This window comes from Nitrosovibrio sp. Nv6 (assembly GCF_900110495.1).
Classification (GTDB): domain Bacteria; phylum Pseudomonadota; class Gammaproteobacteria; order Burkholderiales; family Nitrosomonadaceae; genus Nitrosospira.
Genome location: NZ_FODX01000002.1, coordinates 42,645 through 65,267, shown reverse-complemented (window position 1 = coordinate 65,267; position 22,623 = coordinate 42,645). Strand labels below are relative to the sequence as shown.

Here is a 22,623-nt window from a genome sequence, read left to right as displayed (position 1 = left end):
TCAGGGAAGCAATGGTGCATAATCAATCGCCAGCGTTTCCGGCAAGCCGAACATGATGTTCATGTTCTGCACGGCCTGACCCGCCGCACCTTTCACAAGGTTGTCTGTTACCGAGAGTATTACCGCTGTGTCGCCGCCCTGCGGCCGATGCACTGCAATACGACAGAGGTTCGAGCCTCGTACCGAGCGCGTTTCCGGATGGGCGCCCGCGGGAAGCACGTCAACAAACGGCTCTTCGGCATATCGTTTTTCGTATAAAGCCTGTAAATCGACATCGGTGTCAAGCCTGGCATAGAGTGTGGCGTGTATGCCGCGGATCATGGGTGTAAGGTGCGGCACGAACGTGAGTCCGACAGGCCTCGTTGCCATGCCAGAGAGACCTTGCATGATCTCTGGTAGATGACGATGTCCCGGCACACCATAAGCTTTGAAATTATCAGCGGCTTCCGCGAACAACGTATGTATTTCCGCATTGCGTCCCGCGCCCGATACGCCGGATTTTGCATCTGCAACCAGGTGGTCGAGGTCCACAACCCCGGCCTCGACCACGGGCAGGAATCCCAGTTGCACCGCGGTAGGATAACAGCCGGGGTTCGCTATGAGCCGCGCATTCCTGATTTTGTCGCGATTGATTTCCGGTAGGCCGTAGACCGCCTCCTCAACCAGATCGGGGCAGGCATGGGACTTGCCGTACCATTTTTCCCACACCGCGATATCCTTGATACGAAAATCGGCAGCCAGATCTATCACACGCACTCCCGCTTCCAGCAAGGACCGGGCCTGTTGCATGGCAATACCGTTGGGCGTGGCAAAGAACACGACATCGCATTTGTCCAGGCCAGCTTCTGTAGGATCAGAGAAATTAAGCGATACCCGGCCGCGCAAACTGGGGAATAATTCGGCTACGCCTATTCCAGCTTCTTTACGTGAAGTAATTGCCTGTATGCTTGCCTCAGGATGTTGAGACAGAATGCGCAGCAGTTCTACACCGGTATAACCGGTTCCGCCTACAATACCAATTTTAAGCATGACTCCTCCAGGTTTTGCAGGAAGAGTGAGATTCCTCATAAGAGGCCTGCAAAATGAAATTTATACCCGCCACCCTCTGCTTTACGGATCGTGGGTTTCGCTGCTTCATTAACAATACTTTTCCTGCCTCCAGAAATTCCTTGCTACAGTCGGTTCGTCCGTCTGATATTTTTAGTGCCTGGTGCTCAGTCGGCAGCCCCTCTGTTGGCAACTGTTTCGCAGATAAGTTCGACTACAGGCTTATATTCCGAGAATACGCGTTTCCGTTTCCTGCTCGGGCTATTTATCTTCCCAGGAAACGTAAACGGGCCCGGGCGATTATAAGCAACAAATAAAAAAGCCGCCAGAACGAGGCGGCTTTTGGTATGACAGGTACAAAGCCTATCTCTTCGAAAATTGTTTACGCCGGCGCGCTTTGCGAAAGCCAACCTTTTTTCGTTCCACTTCCCGCGCGTCACGGGTCACAAGTCCGGCATTGCTCAATACGGGTTTCAGCGTGGCGTCAAAGTCAATCAATGCGCGGGTGATGCCGTGTCGCACCGCTCCCGCCTGTCCCGATTCTCCGCCACCGTGGATGTTAACCATGATGTCAAAACTTGTAAGATTTCCCGTCAACTCAAGTGGTTGACGAACCACCATGCGACCGGTTTCGCGGGAAAAAAACTCGTCAACCGGTTTGTCGTTGACAGTAATCAAGCCCCTGCCGGGTTTGAGGAATACCCGTGCCACCGCACTTTTGCGACGACCGGTGCCGTAATTATAGGTTGCGCTCATGGTAATCAGGCCCTGACTTCAAGTTGTCGCGGTTGTTGCGCCGCGTGCGGGTGCGCAGCACCGGCATAGATTTTTAGTTTCTTCAGCATTGCATATCCGAGGGGACCCTTTGGCAGCATACCCTTGACTGCTTTCTCCAGGGGACGTCCCGGGAAGCGCGCATGCATTTTGGCAAAACTGGTTTCGTAAATGCCGCCTGGATAGCCGGTATGCCGGTGATAAATCTTGTCTTCAGCCTTATTGCCGGTGACGCGCAGCTTGTCGACGTTGATTACAACGATAAAATCGCCTGTATCCACATGAGGAGTGTAAATGGGCTTGTGTTTGCCGCGCAGACGATGAGCAATCTCTGCAGCGAGACGCCCCAGTACCTTGTCGGCCGCATCAATTACGAACCACTCGTGGACTACTTCATGTGGTTTAGCCGAAAACGTTTTCACAAACCCCACCCCTGCTTATTTCAGTAAAGCCGCGCATTTTATGCCAGAGCCCTGCGAATGTCAAACATCCGTCTGTTCCGCGAGTGTTCGGGACAAAGCATGTTCCAGCAGCAGAAACGCTGCTCTTGCAAGCCTGAATGTTGTTTTATCTTTGTCTGTTCCCACCAAAATTCTTGAGAAAAAAGGTATTATAGCGCTGCTCAAGACTTGCTGAACCAGCGAAAATATTGAAGCGAAAACCACTACCTTATTATCTTATTGTCCTGAGGAGAAAGTCTGTATGTCACAAAAACACCCCGTCATCGCCGTTACCGGGTCATCCGGCGCCGGAACGTCGACGGTCAAGAATAGTTTCGAGCATATATTCCGGCGCGAGAAACTGACTGCTGCGGTGGTAGAGGGGGATAGCTTCCATCGTTATGATCGCGAGGCAATGAAGAAAGCCGTAGCTGACTCCGAGAAAAGCGATGGTCATGCCATCAGTCATTTCGGTCCCGAGGCCAACGAGTTCGAAAAACTGGAAGCCTTGTTCAAGGAATATGGCGAGAGCGGAAGCGGGCAGGTTCGCCTGTACCTGCACAATGATGATGAAGCCGCTCCATACCAGCAGAAGGCTGGCACCTTTACCCCCTGGTCATCGATAAAGCCCGGTTCCGATCTGCTGTTTTACGAAGGCTTGCATGGCGGAGTAAAGAGCGATACCGCCGATGTAGCAAAATATGTTGATTTGCTGGTGGGCGTCGTGCCCATTGTCAATCTGGAATGGATCCAGAAGATCCATCGCGATATGAATGCGCGCGGTTATTCAGCGGAGGCGGTTACCCATACCATCCTTCGTCGCATGCACGATTATGTGCATTACATTACCCCGCAGTTTTCGCTTACGCATATCAATTTTCAGCGTGTACCCACAGTGGATACGTCCAATCCCTTCATTGCGCGCGACATACCCACGCTGGATGAAAGCTTTGTCGTAATCCGCTTCCGCGACCCCAAGAACGTGGATTTTCCGTACTTGCTGGCAATGATTCACAACTCGTTCATGTCTCGTCCAAATACCATTGTCGTGCCGGGTGGAAAAATGGGTCTGGCAATAGAACTGGTATTGACGCCGCTCATTCTGGATCTCGTGAGGGAAAGCCGACGCAGGTAAACGCAACTTCCGATGAAGTGCGTAATAAATCCAAATCCGAACTTCCCATTTCCGCGCTTTCACCGGTGGTTGCAAGCTTGGCGGGTTGTGCCGATAAAGCTTGCCTGGGAAGTTTGGATTTATAGGGCGCCATACCGGCGTTTCTTCCAGCCCATCCCCTCAAACTGAACGAAGGCTGATAATAATTCCGCCTCTGCTCCAACTGTTTTCTCAATGTCTTCTCTACTTTCCGCACTAAATCCCGAGCAACACGAAGCGGTCGCTTTGCCGCATCAGTCGGCATTGGTGCTGGCGGGTGCGGGCAGCGGCAAAACCCGCGTGCTCACCACCCGCATCGCCTACCTGATCCAATCCGGACAGGTCAGCCCCCACGGCATATTAGCTGTCACTTTCACCAATAAGGCAGCGAAGGAAATGCTCACCCGTATTTCTTCAATGCTCCCGATCAATACGCGCGGTATGTGGGTGGGTACTTTCCACGGCCTGTGCAATCGCATGCTTCGCGCTCATCATCAGGATGCCGGATTGCCGCAGGCATTTCAGATTCTGGATTCGGCCGATCAGCTGGCGGTCATCAAGCGCATTTTGAAAAACCTGGGTGCGGACGACGAAAAATTTCCCCCGCGGCAAGTGCAATGGTTCATCAACAACGCAAAAGAAGAGGGACTTAGAGCATCGCAGGTCGAGACGTATGATGATTTCGGGCGCAAGATGGCGGAGTTTTACGTTTCTTATGAGCAGCAATGCAATAAGGAAGGAGTGGTGGACTTTGCTGAGCTGCTGCTGCGCAGTTATGAGCTGCTGACCCGCAACGAAATCATACGCGAGCATTATCGTGGCCGCTTTCGCCATATTCTGGTGGATGAATTTCAGGATACCAGCCGCCTGCAATACAGATGGCTAAGGCTGCTTGCCGGCGAGCAGGCTGCTGTATTTGCGGTTGGCGATGACGACCAGAGCATTTATGCGTTTCGTGGCGCCAACACGGGCAATATGAAAGAGTTTGAGCGCGACTTCCGTATCTCCAAAATCATCAAGCTGGAACAGAACTACCGCTCGCACGGCAACATACTGGACGCTGCCAACACGCTGATACGCAACAATAGTGGGCGGCTCGGCAAGAATCTCTGGACTTCGGAAGGCCATGGCGAGCCCATACGCGTGTATAACGCGCCGACCGATTTTGATGAAGCTGCTTTCATCGTGGACGAAGTGAAGTCGCTACGTGCGGAAGGCTTAAAGCTGTCAGAAGTGTCTTTGCTCTACCGCTCCAATGCGCAATCGCGTGTGCTCGAGCATGCTTTGTTCAACGCGTCGCTGCCTTATCGCGTCTATGGCGGCATGCGTTTTTTCGAACGCCAGGAAATCAAGCATGCATTGGCATACCTGCGGCTGATAGCCAACCCTCATGACGACAATGCGCTACTCCGCGTTGTCAACTTTCCTGCTCGCGGCATCGGTATGCGGAGTCTGGAGCAATTGCAGGATGAAGCCAGGCGGCAAGGCGGAAGCCTTTGGGACGCAATGGTAAGGAAATGCAGGGGTGGCGGAACTTCAATGCCAGAAGCAGAGAGTAAATGGCCGGCCTTGATTGAGGAAAACAGGGGATCGAACAAGTTAAAGAAAGGCGTTGAAGGCTTTGTCGTGCTGATCGAATCAATGCGTCAGGTCTGCGAGAAATTGCCGCTACCGGAAGTTGTGGAACACATGCTGGAGCATAGCGGGCTGATGGCGCACTATCGTGCGGAACGCGAGGGGGCCGACCGGCTGGAGAATTTGAACGAGTTGATCACTGCCGCCGCCAGCTTCGTGCATGAAGCCGAGGACGACAGCCTCACGGTATTTCTTAACCATGCCTCGCTGGAAGCGGGCGAGCATCAGGCTGGCGGGGGTGAGGATGCGCTGCAGTTGATGACGGTGCATTCCTCCAAAGGGCTGGAATTTCACAGCGTGTTTCTCAGCGGACTGGAAGAAGGTCTTTTTCCACACGACAACAGTCGCAACGAAGCAGGAGGTCTGGAAGAGGAGAGGCGGTTAATGTATGTTGCTTTGACCCGGGCCAGACGAAGGCTGTATCTGAGTTTTACCCAGAGTCGCATGCTTCACGGTCAGACCCGCTACAACATCCCCTCGCGTTTCCTCCAGGAGATCCCGGATAGTCTGCTCAAGTGGCTGCAGCCGGTACAGAAGACCATGGTCAGGAATCAGGAATCAGGACCCGCATACCCCGGCCACGCCGCCCTGCGCCCCAGGCAACTTCAGGAGTCCGGCATTCGGGACTCGGCCGCGGGGCAGTGGAGGGTTGGACAAAATGTCCTGCATGCTAAATTTGGCGCGGGTGTAATCGTCAATTGCGAAGGCCGCGGCGCGGATGCCCGCGTTGAAGTCAAATTCGGACGCGCTGGCACAAAATGGCTGCTGCTGGAATACGCAAAGCTGACGCCGGCATGAAACCGGATGTGATGCGGCTCTATGCGGTTTCAGCGCCTTCCTCGAAGATGTCCTTGTAACTCGTGTAAATAGAGGCGAATACGGTCGGTATCAATACAAACAATCCCAACCCATAGGGTATGGTGGCAAGTATCGTCAGCACCACCAGTATTACCGCATAAATCTGGAACGCTATAATATTTTTCAGGCAAGCAAAAAAGCTTTGCCGCATCGCTTCCACTGGAGGCAAGCCTTTGAATATAACCAATAGGGGCGCGAACCAGGCAGCCATCAATAGCGGGATGGATAATGCCAGCCCCACCAGAGAAGCAGACAACATATGGCCCGATACATCTTTCAACTCATTTTCGTCGACCCGTTTTCCCTCTATCAACAGATCCATCAGCACATCGCCGCCGACCAGCATGAAGATGCCAAGAATCAAAACTTGACCTACCAGATAAATTCCGCCTATCGTAATCAGCGGCGCGGGATTGCTCCGGAATCCGGCGAGCAAGTGAGAAATTTCCAGATCACCCCCCTGTTCCAGCGTTTTGCATCCTATCATCAGTCCGGCTAAAAACACCGGGGAAAGCAGCGTAAAGATAAATTGCCCTGCCATCGGAATCAGCGCCAGCGTGGCGGCAATCAGCAGCAAGGTGAAGCACAGGACAATCCATACCAGCGGAATTCTGCGGAACAGACCGAAGCCGGTCACTATCCACTGCCAACCTTGCTTTGCATCGACTTGCCTGACTTCCATTTTCTCTATCTCCGATGGGCTGTGCCCACACCCGGTTGTTGACTCGCAGTTTATCGCTCAAACCCAAACTTGCGCCAGTTTTGAGTTTGACGCCGCGTGATTTCTGAGTATATGCATGAAATGCGCGGGATCCTTGACATGGGTGAGTTCCCCTATACGCGGCAAATGATAATCCTGCAGCCGCGACAACCAGAAGCGCAATGCCGCCGCACGCAACATCACCGGCCAGGCGCCGCGTTCGTTTGCACTAAGGGGGCGGGTCCGGTGATAGGCTTGGAGTAAAGACAATGTCCGTGCCGTTTCCAGTTCACCATTTTCATTCAGACACCAGTCATTGGCGGTAATGGCAAGATCGTACAGCAAGACATCGTTGCAGGCGAAATAGAAGTCGATCACGCCACCCATGGTGCTGTTGTTGAATAACACATTGTCACGAAACAGGTCGGCGTGGATTACGCCCCGCGGAAGGTTTTCGAAGCGGTAGAGTGACTGAAAACGCAATTCCTCCTTGAGGACTTCAGTTTCATCGGCCGTAAGAAACGGCATGACCTCAAGTGCTGCGCCTTTCCACCACTTGGGCCCCCGCGAGTTCTCCATCTTTTCAGGATAAGAAAGGCCCGATAAATGCATGCTCGCCAGGAGTTCACCGACTTCCGCGCAATGTGCCGCCGTTGGCCGCTCCTGAGATTTTCCAGGCAGGCAGGTAACGATGCTCGCCGGTTTACCGTTGAGTTCGCCGAGGAACTTGTTGTCAAGGTCCGCAATGGGACTGGGGCAGGGAATGCCATGGCGTGACAGATACGCCATAAGGTTCAGGTAGTAGGGCAGATCGGAAGAGGTCAGTTTTTCAAACAGCGTGAGAACATACTTGCCATGACTGGTGGTCACGAAATAATTCGTATTTTCGATACCGGAGGAGATGCCCTGCAGATTGATCAGCGTGCCGAGGGAATAGCTTCTCAGCCAGACAGAAAGCTGATCGTGGGTAACGGTAGTGAAGACAGACATGAGCAAGAAAAAAGGTAAGGCGGAAGCGTAGGAACAAACCCAATTGCCGTCTTTCAGGAAAAGTCAGAACTCCCGGATCACCCACATTGGAGGACGAACGCCTTGATCAAGACCACCGACGTCATGGGTGGAAAACGTACCATCCCCGCGATTGTCGATCAGATAATACGGCAGTCCGATGCGGGGCGTAACCTTGATCATGTAGAGGCGCCCATTGAGACGATATTCCTCGATCTTGTCCTCTCCGCGCCTGGTGATGGTAACTTGTGGCTCGAGCGACTCGTCTTCCTCATCGGCGCCTGGCGATGGCAATGCCAACTCCGGCGGTTCAGGGACTTCCGGCAAAGGCCGCAGATCCTTGGGCTGGTTGGACTGCGCTGCTGCTGGTAGTGCAGAGCTCAATAACAATGCAAGAACTATGCGACGCATGACGCCTCCCGGCAGGTCAATATGCCATTCTATCCGAAATGACACCGCTGTTACAGATTGAGCTGAACCTCCCGTTCCGCTGCGGAAGGTTCGAAACCCCGAGTTTCATAATACTTGAATATTGCGTCTACAACCTCTGTCGGTTCGTCAATTATCTGTATCAAGTCCATGTCTTCGGGCGCGATCATGCCTTCGGCCACGAGCACGTTTCGAAGCCAGTCGAGCATGCCGCTCCAGAAATCAGAGCAGACAAGGATAATAGGCATGCGCCGGGTTTTGCCGGTTTGAACCAGCGTGAGGGCTTCCATCAGCTCGTCAAGTGTGCCGAAACCACCCGGAACCACCACGTAGGCGGTAGCGAGTTTGACAAACATGTACTTGCGCGCGAAAAAATGGCGAAAAGTCTGGCTGACGTCCTGATAGACGTTCCGATGTTGTTCGTGGGGGAGCTGGATATTCAGGCCGATGCTGGGCGATTCCCCATAGTAGGCGCCCTTGTTGGCCGCTTCCATAATACCCGGGCCGCCGCCGGAAATTACGGAGAAACCTGCATCGGACAATTGCCGGGCGATCTGCTCGGTGAGCTTGTAGTAGGGATGATCCGGGAGGGTGCGCGCACTACCGAAAATGCTTACTGCGGGTTTAATCGAATTAAGGCGCTCCGTTGCCTCGACAAATTCTGCCATAATCCCGAACACACGCCACGATTCCCTGGCCGACCAGGTTTTTTCCCGAAAATCGTTTGTCATTGTACGAGCTAATTTATCTTTCGGGTTCATTGGAAAACCTTTGGAGTTAAATGAAAACATTACTGCTGGTTGACGGCTCATCCTATCTGTATCGCGCTTTTCATGCGCTGCCCGATTTTCGAAACCGCAACAACGAGCCGACTGGCGCAATTTATGGCGTGATCAACATGCTGCGCCGTTTGCACAAGGATTACCAGGCTGATTATAGCGCGTGCGTATTTGATGCAAAAGGCAAGACTTTCCGCGACGATCTCTACGCGCAGTACAAGTCGCATCGTCCACCCATGCCGGCCGATCTTGCGGCCCAGATATCACCGCTTCATGAATGCATCATTGCCATGGGGTGGCCAATGCTGATCGTGGAAGGAGTGGAAGCGGATGATGTGATTGGTACCCTGGCAAAACAGGCCGAACGCGAGAACATGCGCTGCATCATTTCCACCGGCGACAAGGACATTGCACAGCTGGTGAATCCGCACGTGACACTGGTCAATACCATGACCAACATAACGCTCGATGAAGCGGGCGTGCTCGGCCGGTTTGGGGTAGCCCCTGCGCGTATGCTCGACTATCTGGCGCTGGTTGGCGATACCTCCGACAACATTCCCGGTGTGGCAAAGGTTGGTCCTAAAACGGCAGTAAAATGGCTCGCGCAATATGGCACGCTGGATAACCTCATTATTCATGCGCATGAAATCGGGGGCGTCATCGGGGATAACTTACGCAACGCGCTCGATTGGTTGAGCAGGTCCCGCGAACTTCTCACCATCAAGTGTGACGTTCCGTTGCCGGTAAGTTTGCACGACCTTGGGCTGCAACCGCAGAATACTGCGAAGCTGGCGGAATTGTACGAAAGACTGGACTTCAAAAGCTGGTTGCGGGAATTGCAGCAGGAATCGGGCGCAGGGGCAGGCGGCAATACGCCTTCCGCCATTGCATATGAGCAGTCAGATGCGATGCAGCCGCGCTCGGATCTGGTGCAGGCAGACTATCAAACCATCCTCACCCTATCCCAGCTCGATGAATGGATCATGCACATCAATGCCGGACCACTCGTTTCCCTGGATACCGAAACAACCGGGTTGGACCCTATGCAGGCAGAACTCGTCGGTATTTCGTTTTCCATCGAGCCTCATCGGGCGGCTTATCTACCGCTCGCGCACCGGTATGCTGGCGCACCCCAGCAACTACCCATGGACATCGTGCTCGATAAACTCAGACTCTGGCTGGCGGACCCAACCAAACCCAAACTGGGGCAGAATCTCAAGTATGACAAGCATATCTTCGCCAATCATGGTATCGCGTTGAACGGTATTACCCATGACACGCTGTTGCAGTCCTATGTGCTCGAATCACACCGTTCGCACGATATGGATAATCTTGCGTTGCGGCATCTTGGCGTCAAAACCATCAGCTACGATGAGATCACCGGCAAGGGGGTTGCCCGGATAGGTTTTGAGCAGGTGGAACTCGAACGGGCATCGCACTATGCAGCCGAAGATGCGGATATTACGCTTCAACTGCATCACAGGCTTTACCCTGAAATTGCGAGGGATGGAAAGCTCGATCATATTTATCGATCACTCGAAATGCCGGTAATGGACATACTGTTCGAAATGGAGCGCACTGGCGTACTACTGGACTTGAAGCTGCTGGAAAGTCAAAGCCGTGAACTCGGCGAGAAAATGCTGGCGCTGGAGGATCGGGCATGCCTCATCGCGGGGCAGCCATTCAATTTGAATTCAACAAAGCAAATTCAGGAAGTCCTTTTCAACAAGCTCAAACTACCTGTCATTAAAAAAACACCGGGCGGCGTGCCTTCCACCGATGAAGACGTACTGCAACGGCTTGCGATGGATTACCCACTGGCAAAAGTCCTCCTTGATTACCGCAGTCTCGCCAAACTCAAATCCACTTACACGGATAAACTCCCGCGCATGGTGGACGCCGCTACCGGTCGGGTGCATACCAATTATGCACAGGCAGTAGCAGTGACCGGCCGACTTGCCAGCAACGAACCGAATCTACAAAATATTCCGGTACGCACCGCCGAAGGCCGCCGCATTCGCGAAGCATTTATAGCATCACCAGGGTACAGTATCATCTCCGCTGATTATTCCCAAATCGAATTGCGCATCATGGCGCACATTTCGCAGGACGCGGGGCTGCTCAAAGCCTTCGCCGCGAATGAGGACATACATCGCGCCACGGCCTCCGAAGTATTCGGCGTCCCGCTGGAAGCGGTCGACAGCGAACAGCGTCGTTATGCGAAAATCATCAACTTCGGCCTGATCTATGGGATGTCCGAGTTTGGACTTGCCTCACAGCTCGGCATTGACCGCGCCGCCGCCCGGGCCTACATGGACCGTTACTTTGCCCGCTATCCAGGGGTGGCAAATTATATGCAGCGCACCAGAGAAACTGCCAGAGAAACGGGCTACGTCGAAACCGTACTCGGACGCAGGCTATGGCTGCCGGAGATCAACAGTGCCAATGGCAACCGGAGACAAGGTGCGGAGCGTGCGGCAATCAACGCACCGATGCAGGGCACCGCAGCGGACATCATCAAGCTTGCCATGATCGCCGTGCATGGCTGGCTGGCATCGGAGAACCTCCGTAGTAAACTTATCATGCAGGTTCACGACGAACTGGTACTGGAAGTGCCGGCCGATGAAATCGAAACGATAAAACACGAATTGCCGAAACTCATGGGTAATGTTGCCAGGCTGGACGTGCCGCTACTAGTGGAGGTGGGCGTGGGGCCAAATTGGGAGGTGGCGCACTGACGCACTGACTTCGCTGACTTTTATGCGAGGAATCTTGACGAATTGCGCTAACCTGAAAATCCGGATAGTGGTGGCATCGCTTCATCACTATGCCATACTTGGCGAACAGCAAGTATCGCTTGCTAATGCGGCGAAAACTACCGTAAAATCACCCCCTTTTCGGTTTTAGACCTTCTCCATAGGCACAAACAACACATGGTCATTATTCGACTGGCGCGAGGCGGCGCCAAGAAACGCCCTTTCTTTAATATGGTAGTTGCGGATTCCCGCAACGCCCGTGACGGCAAGTTCATCGAGCGCATCGGCTTTTATAATCCCAGGGCAGCGGAAGGGGAAGAAGCGCTGCGTGTTCAACTCGATCGAATCGCCTATTGGAAATCGAACGGTGCGCAGTTATCAAGTACCGTGACAAGGCTGGTCAAGCAGTTTGGCGCCAAGCAAGAAGCCGCAGGAAGCTGAACCAGGCGAAGCAGTCGGACCAGTGGCGGTAATGGGGCGCGTGATCGGCCCCTATGGTGTGTCGGGCTGGATCAAGGTTTTTCCTTATACCGAATATATAGATGGGCTGCTTGACTATCCGACCTGGTGGTTGGGCAGAGGCGATGGGGAATGGCGCAAGTTCAAGGTCAATGCGGGCGAGGTGCACGGAAATATATTGACCGCTTTACTTGAGCAATATTCTGATCGGACGGCCGCGATGCGGCTGAAGGGCTTGCAGGTTGCGATTCCTCGTACCCAGTTGCCGGTTTTGCCAAAAAGCGGTAAAGACGGCTATTACTGGTCAGACCTGATCGATCTCGAGGTCGTTAATTTGCAGGGCGAAGAACTGGGGAAGGTGGCTGGATTACTTGAAACCGGCGCAAACGATGTGCTTCAGGTGAAAAGTATGAACGAGGATGAAACGGAAAGATTGATTCCGTTCATCAGCCAGGTAATTGCTAAAGTAGATTTGAAGGCGCGCCGGATTACGGTGGATTGGGGCGTGGACTATTAAGCATGACTTGTGAATTTGATGTCGTCACGCTCTTCCCTGAAATGTTTGACGCAATCACTAGGCATGGCGTAACCGGCAGAGCGCACGAAAACGCGGTTTACCGTTTACAGACCTGGAATCCACGCGACTTCACCGAGGACAATTACCGTACGGTAGATGACCGCCCATACGGTGGCGGGCCGGGAATGGTGATGCTGGCGGCGCCACTGGAAAAAGCCATTATTGCCGCCAGGAACAGGCAGATAGCCAATGGTGTTGAAGGGACAAAGGTAATCTATCTTTCCCCCCAGGGACGGCCTCTGGATCATGGCCTGGTTATGGAACTATGCGGATTGCCTGGAATGGTGCTTCTCGCCGGACGCTATGAAGGTGTAGATGAGCGCTTGATAGAGCGTCAGGTGGATTACGAAATTTCCATAGGCGACTATGTCCTCTCTGGCGGCGAATTGGCGGCCATGGTGCTGATGGATTGTCTGGTGAGGCAGATGCCGGGTGTGCTGGGCGACCCCGAGTCAGCCAGCCAGGACTCATTTGTAGCGGGCTTGCTGGATTTTCCCCAGTACACGCGGCCGGAGGTCTACCACGGGAATGTTGTGCCTGAAGTTCTGATGTCAGGCAATCACGCCAGAATCAAGCGCTGGCGCCTACAGCAGTCGCTGGGCCGGACATGGCTGAGGCGGCCGGATTTGCTGGCGTTGAAAATCGAACGTGGCTTGACGGGAGAAGAGAAGAAGTTGCTGGAAGAATTTCAGCACGCCTACGAAACCAATTGAACCATTGAACATTGAACCAATTGCACCAATTGAACCGGATTGAACCGGATTGAAACCAAGGAATAGAAAAGCAAGGAGTTACAAATGAACCTGATCGAACAACTTGAAAACGAAGAAATCAGCCGTCTCGGCAAAACGATTCCCGATTTCGCGCCTGGGGATACCGTAATCGTCAGCGTCAAGGTAGTAGAAGGCGAGCGTAAACGGATACAGGCTTACGAAGGCGTCGTTATTGCCAAGCGCAACCGTGGTCTCAATTCGGCCTTCACCGTACGTAAGGTATCCAGCGGCGAGGGTGTCGAGCGGACTTTTCAGACTTATTCACCGCTGATTGCAAACATAGAGATCAAGCGTCGCGGCGACGTCCGCCGCGCGAAACTTTATTACCTGCGGGACCGCTCCGGCAAGTCTGCGCGTATTCGCGAGAAGCTTCCTGCGCGCGCTACGGTAAAAAAGGGAAATAACGGAGAGAAAGGGATCCCGAAGGCCGAGTTGGCCTAGGTTTTTATTGGCGACTCATTGATCACTCAGTGGCGACTCGCGCTCCAAAGATTGAGCGACGGCCGCACGTATGGGACAACTTGTCAATCTGATCATTAGGGCAGAGATTCCGGCGTAGTCCTGCCCGTAGTCCTGCGTCATGCTCCTTCGATACTTATACCGCAATCCTTCAATTCTGTTTCGGTTGCGGCTTGTTTTCAATCTCCTTATACCAGATATCGTAAACTTCATCCGGCCATAGGGATTTGATCCAGACAATCACGTCGTCGATCTGCTGATTTGTCAATTTTCCGTCCCAGGCCGGCATGCCTCCGGCCGGACTGCCTTCACGGATCATTTGTTCCAACGTTTCAGTTGAGTGATGCCAGGCGTGAGCGCTACCGTCCAAAGGCGGCGGGGGATATCTGCCGTCGGGTCCCTGAATGCGCCATCCTGGAGTGGCTTCACCATTTGGACCGTGACAGCTTGCACAATTTTTGCGATAAACATCTTCACCGCGCTTGATTTTTTCAGGGTCCAATTTACGTGCCGCCAGATTTCTGGGCTGCTCCACGGGTGGGGTAGCAGCCTGCTGCTCTGCAGCAGGCTGACTCACGTCGGCAGGAGGTGCAGGTGCGACGGCAGGCAGCTCAGGCGTCTCGGATTTCGCGGTTGGCGGCGTCGGTGTTGAAGCAGGGGGTTTTGGATCGCTGCAACCCGCAACGAGTCCAATCGTCATACTGATCAGGAGAAAAAGCCGGACGGTCATGACTGCACCGTTTTTGTGCTTACCGAATTCGAATCTTGGACTCCTGGCAAGATAGTAACGGTTAAACGTTTCTTTTTCTGATACGCGCGGACAGTAACAAGAGACTTCATACTCCTCATTTCAGTCTCATCACGGATTCTTTCGGATCAGACGGAAGATGGCGGCTGTAAACTGTTGTGTCGCCTTGTTTGTTTATTAAAAGCACATCGTAAGGATCGCTGCGCGCGCCTTCCATTCCGGGAGAGCCATGAGGCATGCCGGGAGCGGTCAAGCCAACGGCGCGGGGACGTTCTTTGAGAAGGCGTTTGACATCCTGTGCAGGCACATGGCCTTCAATTGCATAGCCATCTACCAGCGCGGTATGGCATGAACCGAGCTTCGTAGAAATCCCCGCTTGCTCGCGGGCTTCCTTGTTGCCGACATCGTGAGTGTTGACAGTAAACCCATGTGCTCGCATATGGTCGACCCACTTGGCGCAGCATTTGCAAGTCGCACTCTTGTAGACATCGACCGTTGTTGCAGAGGCATAAACGCCGGTTCCCATCAGTGAACTGATTAGGATGGATCCGGCTAATACTGATATGTGCTTTGATATTTTCATTTGGCTTCCACTGTGATTGTTCCTTTCATACCTGGGAAATTCATACCTTTGAAATGGCCTGGCAACGGGCAGGCGAAGCTGACTGTGCCGGCTTCGGTAAAATGCCATACCAGTTCCCCGGTCTCGCCTGGATTAACGGTTATCATGTTGGGTTCATCCGGGTGTTCCCTGTCAGGGAATTTTTTCATCATTTTTCCGTGCTTATCAATTTCCTCCGGCGTACCTATCATCATCTCATGCTTCTTTTTCCCGTTGTTCTTAAGCACGAATTTTATTGTTTCCCCCTGTTTCACATTTATTTCAGAAGGTTTGAAGCGATTCTCCACCATTGTTATTTCAACGGTGCGTGAAACCTGGCTGGGATCGCCAGGACTGCCGACAGAGTCGGATATTTCCTCGGCAAGAGCTCCGGTTGAGATCAAGCTCATGGTTAAAGCAGATGCGATCAAAAGCTGTTTCATGTGATTCTCCTTTCTGTAGAGATCCAGCAAGCCCTCTTTCGCGCATCAATTTTATTATCTGTGTTATCGCAATGCCAATATAGCAAAAAAAGCGACAGTCGCCCAATTTAACGCAAAATAGCGATGAAGCGTGAGGCTTTCTCGCACACATTTGTTGTTTGGCGCTGCAAACGGCACACCGCCCACAGTGATTCTGACACCTTCAAGTCCCGTTTCGGCTCGCTTCAGGTAAAAAACCAATATGAAGATGATAGCGGGCGCTTAATGCTCCATTCCAACGATACGAGTGCGATTGTTGCCTGCCAATAGACTGCAAAAACGTCTCCAGAGTTCCTGTTTTCGCCGGTCACCGCCGATTCCATGGCTTACCGTAACCAACCTTTGCGTTTTATGTATAAAAGCGGTAGTAATGCAGCCGTTAATGTCAGGACCATCGAATAAATGAATCCATGCTCCCAGGAAAGTTCGGGCATTACAGCAAAATTCATCCCGTAGAAAGTACCCACAAGTGTGGGTGGCAGGAAAACCGCGGTAATGATAGTGAAAACCTTGACGATCTGGTTCTGTTTGATGTTGAGGATATTCGTCACGGCATTCTGCAGGTAACGCACCTTCTCGTGTTCGAAGTAAGCATGCTCTTTGACTCCCGCCACATCCTCAGCGAGTTCTGTTGTCAATACCTGTAATTCCGCTTCGGTTACGTTATCAATCTCTCCGTTGAGGTAACGCACGGCGCGCGCCAACGATAGCTGAGCTTCGATACACCGCGAAATCAACTCTTCCTTTTCGTTAAGACTTTGCATCGTGCCGATGAGATCGGGTACACCTAACTCCCTTCCTTGTGCATTATACCCATCGGATATTTCGGAAATCTCTTCGGCATTCCGTTCAAGTTCATCTGCAATCCGGTCTATTACAGCGTCCGCGCCGTCGTTGGCCACCTGCAATAACAAACGCAGTACAGCTTTGGGGCTTTTGACATGATTCAACTTGCGGTTCATGCGTTGCAGGGCAAACTCAAATGGATGAAAATCAGGGTCTTCATCGAGAATCGCAACCAACTGCTCGCCCAGGACAAAGGTTACATCGCCGAAACTCGGGGTGGTGTCAATACCTAATTTGAGCAGCTTGGAACGCATATACATGAACATTCCGTCGTCTGCGACACTGCTGCTCTGGGGCCGCGTATCGATGCCAAATCGCTGGCCCAGATTCGCCGTCTCTTCAGCGGTCGGCGCATTGATCTCCAGCCAAACCACATCGTTGTGATTTTCCAGTTGTGGCAGCCCGCGAATGACGGAAAGTGATTGATCGGTCCTGATGATGGTGTGAATCATGGTAAATCCTCCTTCTCTTCCCTGCAATGGGGGTTGCGAGAAAGGCTCAGTTACTCCCTTTCAGGCTTGCGGAGTTCTTCTCATTATGGGAAGGCGACATTGACGACGTTACCGTTTTCTGCTCCGCAGGTTGTACGTAGTGCACTACCGTCATCACAAGTGCGAGCAACAGATACAGCACAATCACGGCCAGGATCACTTCGTTCTCGAGACTCCTATTATTATTCCCGGAAAGATTCTTCTTGGACATGGCGGACTCCTCGTTTCGTAGTCGTTGATAAGCGTATCATGACAGAAAAACAGAAAATAGCAGCCGTATAGAGCCGCCCCTGATCGAAGCTGCCTTCAATTTGGCGGTTCGTATCATCCGCTCCGACCTTCAAGCTGAATGTATTCGTCATAATCATAACCCTGCATACGCCGATAGACACTCTGCAATGGGGCAAGTACAATATGCTTCGTCACTGGGGAGTAGCCTCCTTTCATTACCTTTGAAAGGGCTTGTATCAACATACTTGACCGTCAGGTCGTGGTGCAAGCGGTTCTCATGCCTGGCAAGACCTTTGACCACATTGCCTCCGGACGGCCGGGAGAAGTGTGGTCATTGTTCTTATCCGGCCAGGGAGTGCGAATGCATGGAAGCTTTCCTCGTCTCGACTGGCGTTGTTGCGCTCGCGGAAATTGGCGACAAAACGCAGCTTCTCGCTTTTATCCTTGCCGCAAAATTTCGCAAACCGATTCCCATAGTGCTCGGTATACTCGTCGCTACTTTGTTAAATCATGCTTTTGCCGGCGCTATTGGTTCATTGTTTATTAGGTTACTTGGGCCTGAAATTCTGGGCTGGGTGCTTGGGTTGTCGTTTATCGGCATGGCCATCTGGACGCTCATTCCCGACCGGTTCGATGAGACTGACGCTACCCTTGCGCAATATGGTGTGTTTGTTACTACTCTCGTGGCTTTCTTCCTTGCGGAGACGGGCGACAAGACACAAATCGCGACCATTGCGCTTGCCGCACAGTATCAATTATTTTTCGTGGTTGTGGCCGGTACCACACTAGGAATGATGATTGCCAATGTTCCGGCGGTTCATCTGGGGGAACACATGGCAAATCGTATCCCGGTGCGTCTCGTACATGGTATTGCCGCGGCAATATTTGCGATCATCGGTGTTGCAACACTGCTTGGGGCGGGTGAACGCCTTGGGTTCTGAAGAGATATTTCGGTGAATACTTCGTTGAAAATAAGACACGCAGATATCCTTCACCCTCAACGTTTGCTGCGTTCGCTGCTGTATATTCGGTCCTTGGGGTCCCTGGGGTTCTTGCTCGTACTCTCCGGTTGTGTATCTCCCATCACGCTCAACCGCGCAGTCGGGGCCTATGACGAAGCCATCACCAGCGCAGCATCCAAGCAGCTGCTGATGAATATTGCCCGCGCTCATCACCGCCAGCCCATCCATTTCACCGGAGTCTCGAACGTAGCGGCCACATTCGATTTTCGATTCAATGCGGGGGCTACACCAGCGCTGGGCGGGCTAGCCGGACAGGTGCTGATGCCCATATTCGGCGGCAGTGTCGCTGAAAATCCCACTATCAGCATTGTTCCGGTCGAGGGCGAAGAATTCACCAAACGGCTCCTTACCCCATTTCAGCAGAGCAAGCTCACCCTTCTGCTCCGTCAGCGCTACGATATCGATCTCCTGTTGAGACTGATGGCGCAGGAAGTCCGCATTCAGGACTCAACCCGGCAGGTCGCCTATCGCAATACTCCATCTGATTCGCTGGGCTACGAGATGTTCCGCCGTGTGGTGCTTCATCTCTCAGCCATTCAGGACCAGAACCAACTCTACGCTGAACCATTGATCCTGGACCGCACCTGGACAATCTCCGCCGGCTCGGTCACCGCGGAAGGCTTTCAAGCGTTGGAGAAAGAGTTTCTCGTGCTCTATAACAAACAGGAGAATACCTATACGCTTCGCAAACAAGTGCCGGGTCCGATTCTTATTACCAACTATGATCCCGACACGCTATCTCCGGAGGAGCGCGCGCAGTTGAGCGAGGAGGCAACGGAGTGGAATACCAATGACGTTGCCTTCGATATCCGCCCCAATCGTCCAGGTGGGGAATGGCCCATCAAGGGAACCTTCCGGCTCAGAAGCTTCCATGCAATTCTCGGCTTCCTGGGCCGTTCCATCGGCGATGAGCCGGAATATCATGTCGAGAAAGACCCACGTACTCCACCCATCAAGCGCGACGAAAACCCGATTGCAACGATGGAACTCGTTGTGTCGGACTCTGCACCCCCGGAAGCGGACTTGTCGATTCGCTCACATGACCGCTACTATGCCGTAAACACTATTGGGCCATTGGCTCGCTGGAACCAGGATGCTTTCCAGATGTTATACCTGCTGTTCCAAATGACTATTACCGATTTGCCGCGCACCGGCGTGCCGAGTATCACCATCGCAAAATGATTTGCTTCCGGGAGAGTCATTATGGCTGTCCGGTGGCTGGAATTGGAATTGAGCTCGTTTAATCGATGGTCTTTTTGCATAGCGCATCGGGTCCACGAAGCGGTTGCCTGATTTCAACCACTTTTCGCCGGGATTTTAGTCCTTGTCTGAGTGTCACCTGACGTTGCGGCACATCAAAAGTCTCGGCAAGAAATTCCAGCAGCGCCGCGTTGGCTGCGCCTTCCACCGGTGGGGCGGAAAGCCTGATTTTCAGCGCGTCGCCATGTAATCCGACGGCTTCGGTGCGTTTCGCACCGGATTGTATGTGCAGGGTGAGGATAAGCAACCCACCGTCGCTATCACTGCGGCACCATGGATAAGGCGCCGTGTCAGGTTCAGGCATTAGAACAGACGTGAGATTTCCCTCTCCATCCCGCCGGCCACAAACAGCAGCAATTGAATAATCACCAGCACAAACAGCGGGGACAAGTCGATATTGCCAATGGAGGGGATATACCGCCGAAAAACACCCAGGAACGGCCGGGTAAAACTGTCGAGCACCGGGGCCAGCGGGCTGTATGGATTAAACCAGGAGAGTACGGCCTGCATGATTACCGCCACCATTACAATATAGAGCGTCATCTTGATGATTTCCACCAACGCCAGCAGCGATAGCCCTCCGGCTGCGATGCCGATAGTCGAGCTGAAGTCATAGCCCTGAAGCATATGTATGCCGGCCAGCAATAAGAGCTGTGCAAGCCATGCCAACAGCAACGTGGAAAGATCCATGCTTCTGAAGCTGGGGATTATGCGCCTTGCAGGCTTTACCAGAAAATCCGTAATGGCAATGAGAAATTGCGACAACGGATTGCGATAGGGCGCGCGCAGCAGTTGCATATAAAAACGCAGCAGCAGCGCCAGAGAAAACAGCCCCAGCACGGTATCAAGCAGAAATATCGACATTTGGCTTAGCATATCTCAAATAAAACCTGCAGTACGTTTACTCGTTTACGTTTTACCAAATTCGTCTCCCAGTTCGCGCGAACGCTGGTGCGATAAACGAATCGCACGTTCGATTGCATTTCGGACCCCTTCATTTTCAAGCGAATGTATCGCACGTTCGGTGGTGCCTCCCGGCGAAGTGACCCGAGCGCGCAGGACAGCGGCATCTTCATCGCTTTGGCTCGCGAGCCTGGCCGCGCCGAGGAAGGTTTCGATGCTCAACTGCCGTGCCTGAGCGGTATGCAGCCCTAATTCATGTCCCGCCTTCTGCATCGCCTCGATGAAATAGAATACATAAGCCGGCCCACTGCCGGAGATGGCTGTCACGGCATCCAGCAGCTCCTCGCTTTCAACCCATAGTACAGTGCCTACCGCGCCGAGTATGGCCTCTGCATTCTGTTTTTCCTCTTTGCTTACACCGGCCATCGCATACAAGCCGGTAACAGCCGCGCGAATCAGCGCCGGCGTATTCGGCATGGCTCGCACAACGCGGGTATAGCCAGCGAGCCAGCGGGAGATATCTTTTGCGCAAATACCGGCAGCAATGGAAATGACCAGATGATTCCTGAGAAGCGGCGCAAGCTCCCGCGCTACGATCGCAAGTTGTTGCGGCTTTACCGCCAGCACGATTACGTCAGTATTTGCCACGCCTTGGCCAAGGTCCGCCACGGCTTCTATGCGAAAATCCTGTTTTATTTTCTCGCGCGTTTCTGCGCTGATTTCCACTACTCGGATCTGCGCAGGCGAGTAATCCTGTTGCAATAGCCCGCCGATCAAGGCGCAGGCCATATTGCCGCCGCCGATGAAAGTAATGTTCATATAGACCCCCAGGATGTGAAATTTTTCAATGCCGATTCTCTTATGGACCGAATATGAGAAGCCGAAGAAGAAAAAAAGCAGACTTGCGTTCACACACAGGCTGCGGGAGGGGCCGAACCGTTGTGTCAGCTTACGTGCCTGCCGGATATCGAGAGGTGCATTTCCCCGACAGGATTGCTGAGACTCTCCCCTGGGCTGCCGATTTCCGACATCCTCGGATGACCTTTATCTCGAATCGGACCGATACCCTCATTGTCACGATAACTCATGGTGAGATTTCTGGAAACAAAAGGAAACCAGTTCATTCCACGTTTTGCCAAGTTTAACCCGTTGGATTGACCGCTAATCAAGTGAATAGTCTGAGTTCGTTGAATCCTGCCATTTAGCGCGTTCCTTCAAGGATTGCTGCTCTGCATTCCATTCCTAGGACGAGCTCATTCTCGGAAGTCTCGATAGTCATAGCATTCAAACCGCATTGTCTACGCGATCTAACTTCACGTGCTGCATATTCCGCCCTCGTGATGCCGAGCTGTTTCGCCCGCTTAACGGTGCTGGCTTCATCTGCATATGGGTCATTTTCATTCAATCCATACCCTTGCAGTTCTTTAAATGTCAATATCTTGACACGATCTGGGCTTATGAAAAGAGAGTCCTCATAAAGCCTTGTGGGTATGTTCATTTCATGTAGAAAGGCTAAAATATCCTTTTCCAATGCTTTGTATTTTGCCTTTTGTCCAATTTCTGAAATTTCTTGATCATTTGGTTCGTATGGACGATGTATCCCTACCCGCCCATCGACAGCCCTATTCGTAGCTCCGGCTAGAATGTAGACGCATGCACTTAAACAAACCGCGTCTTTTTCAACAACTGCCATGGCCCCCTTGTTTCTCAAAAATCTGCCTATCTTCAACGCCGCAGTAACGTTACCGCCCCTGGAATCCAGTTTCGCGATAACCGCCCATTGATCTCCAAAAGAGGGTTGCATGTAACTGGCCCACTTGGCCACTTGGGCATAGTCATCTGTTGTGACCGTGTTCTTGACGAAAACAGCCAAGACGGCATTTCCCCCCTTGAAACTTGGTGCCCGGAAATCAAAACCTACATCGCCCCAAGCCCCCGTGGCTACAACGGAGAAGAATAGGAGCAGGCTATTCATAAATATTTGCTTCATGCTTTTTTTCTTAAGAAATAAGCCTATTGCCCCCAGGTCAAGGTTGGGGCTGAAAGTGGGCAAAGTATGCTTGCGCAGCTCACCCCGTTGATCGCAATGTTAGAGATTGAAATGGCGAATGATAGGTATCGCCGAGCCAAAAAACAATCCCGCCGGGGCTGAGGAACCTAATATTTAAACCTTGTAGTTTTTCTTTAGTTTA

At 52.6% G+C, this 22,623-nt stretch carries 25 protein-coding genes and 1 riboswitch; of the genes, 9 read left to right on the top strand and 16 right to left on the bottom strand.

Features of this window, described 5'->3' with window-relative positions; all coding sequences use genetic code 11:
• The 3 genes from argC to rplM all read right to left on the bottom strand — a co-directional run bounded on the left by argC (position 1) and on the right by rplM (position 2,243).
• Positions 1–1,029: an N-acetyl-gamma-glutamyl-phosphate reductase gene (gene argC / locus BMX66_RS07075; RefSeq protein ID WP_090880170.1), complete on the bottom strand. Its 1,029-nt coding sequence runs from the start codon at positions 1,027–1,029 to the stop codon at positions 1–3.
• A 381-nt stretch (positions 1,030–1,410) separates the two neighbouring features.
• Entirely contained in the window at positions 1,411–1,803 is a 393-nt protein-coding gene (gene rpsI, locus BMX66_RS07070; RefSeq protein ID WP_090880167.1) for a 30S ribosomal protein S9, read from the bottom strand.
• Between the two features lie 5 nt (positions 1,804–1,808).
• Complete coding sequence (rplM, locus tag BMX66_RS07065) at positions 1,809–2,243, bottom strand: 50S ribosomal protein L13 (protein ID WP_090881005.1); 435 nt, start codon at positions 2,241–2,243, stop codon at positions 1,809–1,811.
• 280 nt (positions 2,244–2,523) lie between these two features.
• Here rplM and BMX66_RS07060 point away from each other — a divergent pair, with 280 nt between their 5' ends.
• Together BMX66_RS07060 and BMX66_RS07055 are read left to right on the top strand one after the other, a co-directional pair.
• Positions 2,524–3,396: a phosphoribulokinase gene (locus tag BMX66_RS07060; RefSeq protein WP_090880164.1), complete on the top strand. Its 873-nt coding sequence runs from the start codon at positions 2,524–2,526 to the stop codon at positions 3,394–3,396.
• 213 nt (positions 3,397–3,609) lie between these two features.
• Positions 3,610–5,847: a UvrD-helicase domain-containing protein gene (locus BMX66_RS07055; protein WP_090880161.1), complete on the top strand. Its 2,238-nt coding sequence runs from the start codon at positions 3,610–3,612 to the stop codon at positions 5,845–5,847.
• Between the two features lie 19 nt (positions 5,848–5,866).
• On the opposite strand, the gene BMX66_RS07050 is transcribed toward BMX66_RS07055, so the two are convergent.
• The 4 genes from BMX66_RS07050 to BMX66_RS07035 form a co-directional block, all read right to left on the bottom strand.
• The gene (locus tag BMX66_RS07050) at positions 5,867–6,589 is read right to left on the bottom strand and encodes a BPSS1780 family membrane protein (RefSeq protein ID WP_090880158.1); all 723 of its coding nucleotides are present in this window, start codon (positions 6,587–6,589) and stop codon (positions 5,867–5,869) included.
• Positions 6,590–6,646: 57 nt separating this feature from the next.
• Positions 6,647–7,597 (bottom strand): homoserine kinase, encoded by a 951-nt coding sequence (locus tag BMX66_RS07045; protein WP_090880155.1) that lies wholly within the window; start codon positions 7,595–7,597, stop codon positions 6,647–6,649.
• 63 nt (positions 7,598–7,660) lie between these two features.
• Positions 7,661–8,026, bottom strand: a complete 366-nt coding sequence (locus BMX66_RS07040; protein WP_090880151.1) for a DUF2782 domain-containing protein — start codon at positions 8,024–8,026, stop codon at positions 7,661–7,663.
• Positions 8,027–8,076: 50 nt separating this feature from the next.
• Positions 8,077–8,805 (bottom strand): LOG family protein, encoded by a 729-nt coding sequence (locus tag BMX66_RS07035; protein ID WP_177168752.1) that lies wholly within the window; start codon positions 8,803–8,805, stop codon positions 8,077–8,079.
• Positions 8,806–8,825: 20 nt separating this feature from the next.
• Here BMX66_RS07035 and polA point away from each other — a divergent pair, with 20 nt between their 5' ends.
• The 5 genes from polA to rplS all read left to right on the top strand — a co-directional run bounded on the left by polA (position 8,826) and on the right by rplS (position 13,829).
• Positions 8,826–11,561 carry a DNA polymerase I gene (gene polA / locus BMX66_RS07030; RefSeq protein ID WP_090880148.1) on the top strand — a complete coding sequence of 912 codons (2,736 nt, stop codon included), beginning with the start codon at positions 8,826–8,828 and terminating at the stop codon, positions 11,559–11,561.
• Between the two features lie 195 nt (positions 11,562–11,756).
• Positions 11,757–12,020 (top strand): 30S ribosomal protein S16, encoded by a 264-nt coding sequence (rpsP, locus tag BMX66_RS07025; protein WP_090880145.1) that lies wholly within the window; start codon positions 11,757–11,759, stop codon positions 12,018–12,020.
• 22 nt (positions 12,021–12,042) lie between these two features.
• On the top strand, positions 12,043–12,555 hold the full coding sequence (gene rimM / locus BMX66_RS07020) for a ribosome maturation factor RimM (RefSeq protein ID WP_090880142.1): 513 nt from the start codon (positions 12,043–12,045) through the stop codon (positions 12,553–12,555).
• 2 nt (positions 12,556–12,557) lie between these two features.
• On the top strand, positions 12,558–13,328 hold the full coding sequence (trmD, locus tag BMX66_RS07015; RefSeq protein ID WP_090880139.1) for a tRNA (guanosine(37)-N1)-methyltransferase TrmD: 771 nt from the start codon (positions 12,558–12,560) through the stop codon (positions 13,326–13,328).
• 84 nt (positions 13,329–13,412) lie between these two features.
• A complete protein-coding gene (gene rplS, locus BMX66_RS07010; protein ID WP_090880136.1) occupies positions 13,413–13,829 on the top strand; it encodes a 50S ribosomal protein L19 in 417 nt (138 codons plus the stop codon).
• A gap of 169 nt (positions 13,830–13,998) precedes the next feature.
• Here rplS and BMX66_RS07005 read toward each other — a convergent pair whose 3' ends face one another.
• From BMX66_RS07005 to BMX66_RS06985, 5 genes are all read right to left on the bottom strand, one after another.
• Positions 13,999–14,577, bottom strand: a complete 579-nt coding sequence (locus BMX66_RS07005) for a c-type cytochrome (protein ID WP_090880133.1) — start codon at positions 14,575–14,577, stop codon at positions 13,999–14,001.
• Positions 14,578–14,692: 115 nt separating this feature from the next.
• Positions 14,693–15,178, bottom strand: coding sequence for a DUF411 domain-containing protein (locus tag BMX66_RS07000; protein WP_090880130.1), 486 nt, complete (start codon positions 15,176–15,178; stop codon positions 14,693–14,695).
• A complete protein-coding gene (locus BMX66_RS06995) occupies positions 15,175–15,639 on the bottom strand; it encodes a cupredoxin domain-containing protein (protein WP_090880128.1) in 465 nt (154 codons plus the stop codon). Before BMX66_RS06995 ends, BMX66_RS07000 begins: the two co-directional genes overlap by 4 nt.
• Before the next feature lie 365 nt (positions 15,640–16,004).
• A complete protein-coding gene (locus BMX66_RS06990) occupies positions 16,005–16,976 on the bottom strand; it encodes a CorA family divalent cation transporter (RefSeq protein WP_090880125.1) in 972 nt (323 codons plus the stop codon).
• A gap of 46 nt (positions 16,977–17,022) precedes the next feature.
• Positions 17,023–17,226, bottom strand: a complete 204-nt coding sequence (locus BMX66_RS06985; RefSeq protein WP_090880123.1) for a hypothetical protein — start codon at positions 17,224–17,226, stop codon at positions 17,023–17,025.
• 199 nt (positions 17,227–17,425) lie between these two features.
• A riboswitch (yybP-ykoY riboswitch) is annotated at positions 17,426–17,605 on the top strand.
• Between the two features lie 6 nt (positions 17,606–17,611).
• On the opposite strand from BMX66_RS06985, the gene BMX66_RS06980 reads away from it, so the two are divergent.
• Together BMX66_RS06980 and BMX66_RS06975 are read left to right on the top strand one after the other, a co-directional pair.
• Positions 17,612–18,187: a TMEM165/GDT1 family protein gene (locus tag BMX66_RS06980; RefSeq protein WP_090880120.1), complete on the top strand. Its 576-nt coding sequence runs from the start codon at positions 17,612–17,614 to the stop codon at positions 18,185–18,187.
• Positions 18,188–18,298: 111 nt separating this feature from the next.
• Complete coding sequence (locus BMX66_RS06975; protein WP_255398851.1) at positions 18,299–19,450, top strand: aldose epimerase family protein; 1,152 nt, start codon at positions 18,299–18,301, stop codon at positions 19,448–19,450.
• A gap of 58 nt (positions 19,451–19,508) precedes the next feature.
• Here the strand turns inward: BMX66_RS06975 and BMX66_RS06970 are convergent, their stop codons facing one another.
• The 4 genes from BMX66_RS06970 to BMX66_RS06955 form a co-directional block, all read right to left on the bottom strand.
• A complete protein-coding gene (locus BMX66_RS06970) occupies positions 19,509–19,832 on the bottom strand; it encodes a DUF167 domain-containing protein (protein ID WP_090880117.1) in 324 nt (107 codons plus the stop codon).
• A complete protein-coding gene (locus tag BMX66_RS06965; protein WP_369826969.1) occupies positions 19,832–20,392 on the bottom strand; it encodes a YggT family protein in 561 nt (186 codons plus the stop codon). The genes BMX66_RS06970 and BMX66_RS06965 overlap by 1 nt, the downstream gene beginning before the upstream one ends.
• Before the next feature lie 45 nt (positions 20,393–20,437).
• Positions 20,438–21,250, bottom strand: coding sequence for a pyrroline-5-carboxylate reductase (gene proC / locus BMX66_RS06960; protein WP_090880996.1), 813 nt, complete (start codon positions 21,248–21,250; stop codon positions 20,438–20,440).
• A gap of 382 nt (positions 21,251–21,632) precedes the next feature.
• On the bottom strand, positions 21,633–22,406 hold the full coding sequence (locus BMX66_RS06955) for a COG3904 family protein (RefSeq protein WP_143058215.1): 774 nt from the start codon (positions 22,404–22,406) through the stop codon (positions 21,633–21,635).
• Between the last annotated feature and the right edge of the window lie 217 nt (positions 22,407–22,623).

Bases quoted from the DNA above. Each gene is read 5' to 3' on its own strand.
- argC (WP_090880170.1), bottom strand. From the start codon at position 1,029: ATGCTTAAAATTGGTATTGTAGGCGGAACCGGTTATACCGGTGTAGAA.
- rpsI (WP_090880167.1), bottom strand. From the start codon at position 1,803: ATGAGCGCAACCTATAATTACGGCACCGGTCGTCGCAAAAGTGCGGTG.
- BMX66_RS07060 (WP_090880164.1), top strand. From the start codon at position 2,524: ATGTCACAAAAACACCCCGTCATCGCCGTTACCGGGTCATCCGGCGCC.
- BMX66_RS07055 (WP_090880161.1), top strand. From the start codon at position 3,610: ATGTCTTCTCTACTTTCCGCACTAAATCCCGAGCAACACGAAGCGGTC.
- BMX66_RS07050 (WP_090880158.1), bottom strand. From the start codon at position 6,589: ATGGAAGTCAGGCAAGTCGATGCAAAGCAAGGTTGGCAGTGGATAGTG.
- BMX66_RS07045 (WP_090880155.1), bottom strand. From the start codon at position 7,597: ATGTCTGTCTTCACTACCGTTACCCACGATCAGCTTTCTGTCTGGCTG.
- BMX66_RS07040 (WP_090880151.1), bottom strand. From the start codon at position 8,026: ATGCGTCGCATAGTTCTTGCATTGTTATTGAGCTCTGCACTACCAGCA.
- BMX66_RS07035 (WP_177168752.1), bottom strand. From the start codon at position 8,805: ATGAACCCGAAAGATAAATTAGCTCGTACAATGACAAACGATTTTCGG.
- polA (WP_090880148.1), top strand. From the start codon at position 8,826: ATGAAAACATTACTGCTGGTTGACGGCTCATCCTATCTGTATCGCGCT.
- rpsP (WP_090880145.1), top strand. From the start codon at position 11,757: ATGGTCATTATTCGACTGGCGCGAGGCGGCGCCAAGAAACGCCCTTTC.
- trmD (WP_090880139.1), top strand. From the start codon at position 12,558: ATGACTTGTGAATTTGATGTCGTCACGCTCTTCCCTGAAATGTTTGAC.
- rplS (WP_090880136.1), top strand. From the start codon at position 13,413: ATGAACCTGATCGAACAACTTGAAAACGAAGAAATCAGCCGTCTCGGC.
- BMX66_RS07005 (WP_090880133.1), bottom strand. From the start codon at position 14,577: ATGACCGTCCGGCTTTTTCTCCTGATCAGTATGACGATTGGACTCGTT.
- BMX66_RS07000 (WP_090880130.1), bottom strand. From the start codon at position 15,178: ATGAAAATATCAAAGCACATATCAGTATTAGCCGGATCCATCCTAATC.
- BMX66_RS06995 (WP_090880128.1), bottom strand. From the start codon at position 15,639: ATGAAACAGCTTTTGATCGCATCTGCTTTAACCATGAGCTTGATCTCA.
- BMX66_RS06990 (WP_090880125.1), bottom strand. From the start codon at position 16,976: ATGATTCACACCATCATCAGGACCGATCAATCACTTTCCGTCATTCGC.
- BMX66_RS06985 (WP_090880123.1), bottom strand. From the start codon at position 17,226: ATGTCCAAGAAGAATCTTTCCGGGAATAATAATAGGAGTCTCGAGAAC.
- BMX66_RS06980 (WP_090880120.1), top strand. From the start codon at position 17,612: ATGGAAGCTTTCCTCGTCTCGACTGGCGTTGTTGCGCTCGCGGAAATT.
- BMX66_RS06970 (WP_090880117.1), bottom strand. From the start codon at position 19,832: ATGCCTGAACCTGACACGGCGCCTTATCCATGGTGCCGCAGTGATAGC.
- BMX66_RS06965 (WP_369826969.1), bottom strand. From the start codon at position 20,392: ATGTCGATATTTCTGCTTGATACCGTGCTGGGGCTGTTTTCTCTGGCG.
- proC (WP_090880996.1), bottom strand. From the start codon at position 21,250: ATGAACATTACTTTCATCGGCGGCGGCAATATGGCCTGCGCCTTGATC.
- BMX66_RS06955 (WP_143058215.1), bottom strand. From the start codon at position 22,406: ATGAATAGCCTGCTCCTATTCTTCTCCGTTGTAGCCACGGGGGCTTGG.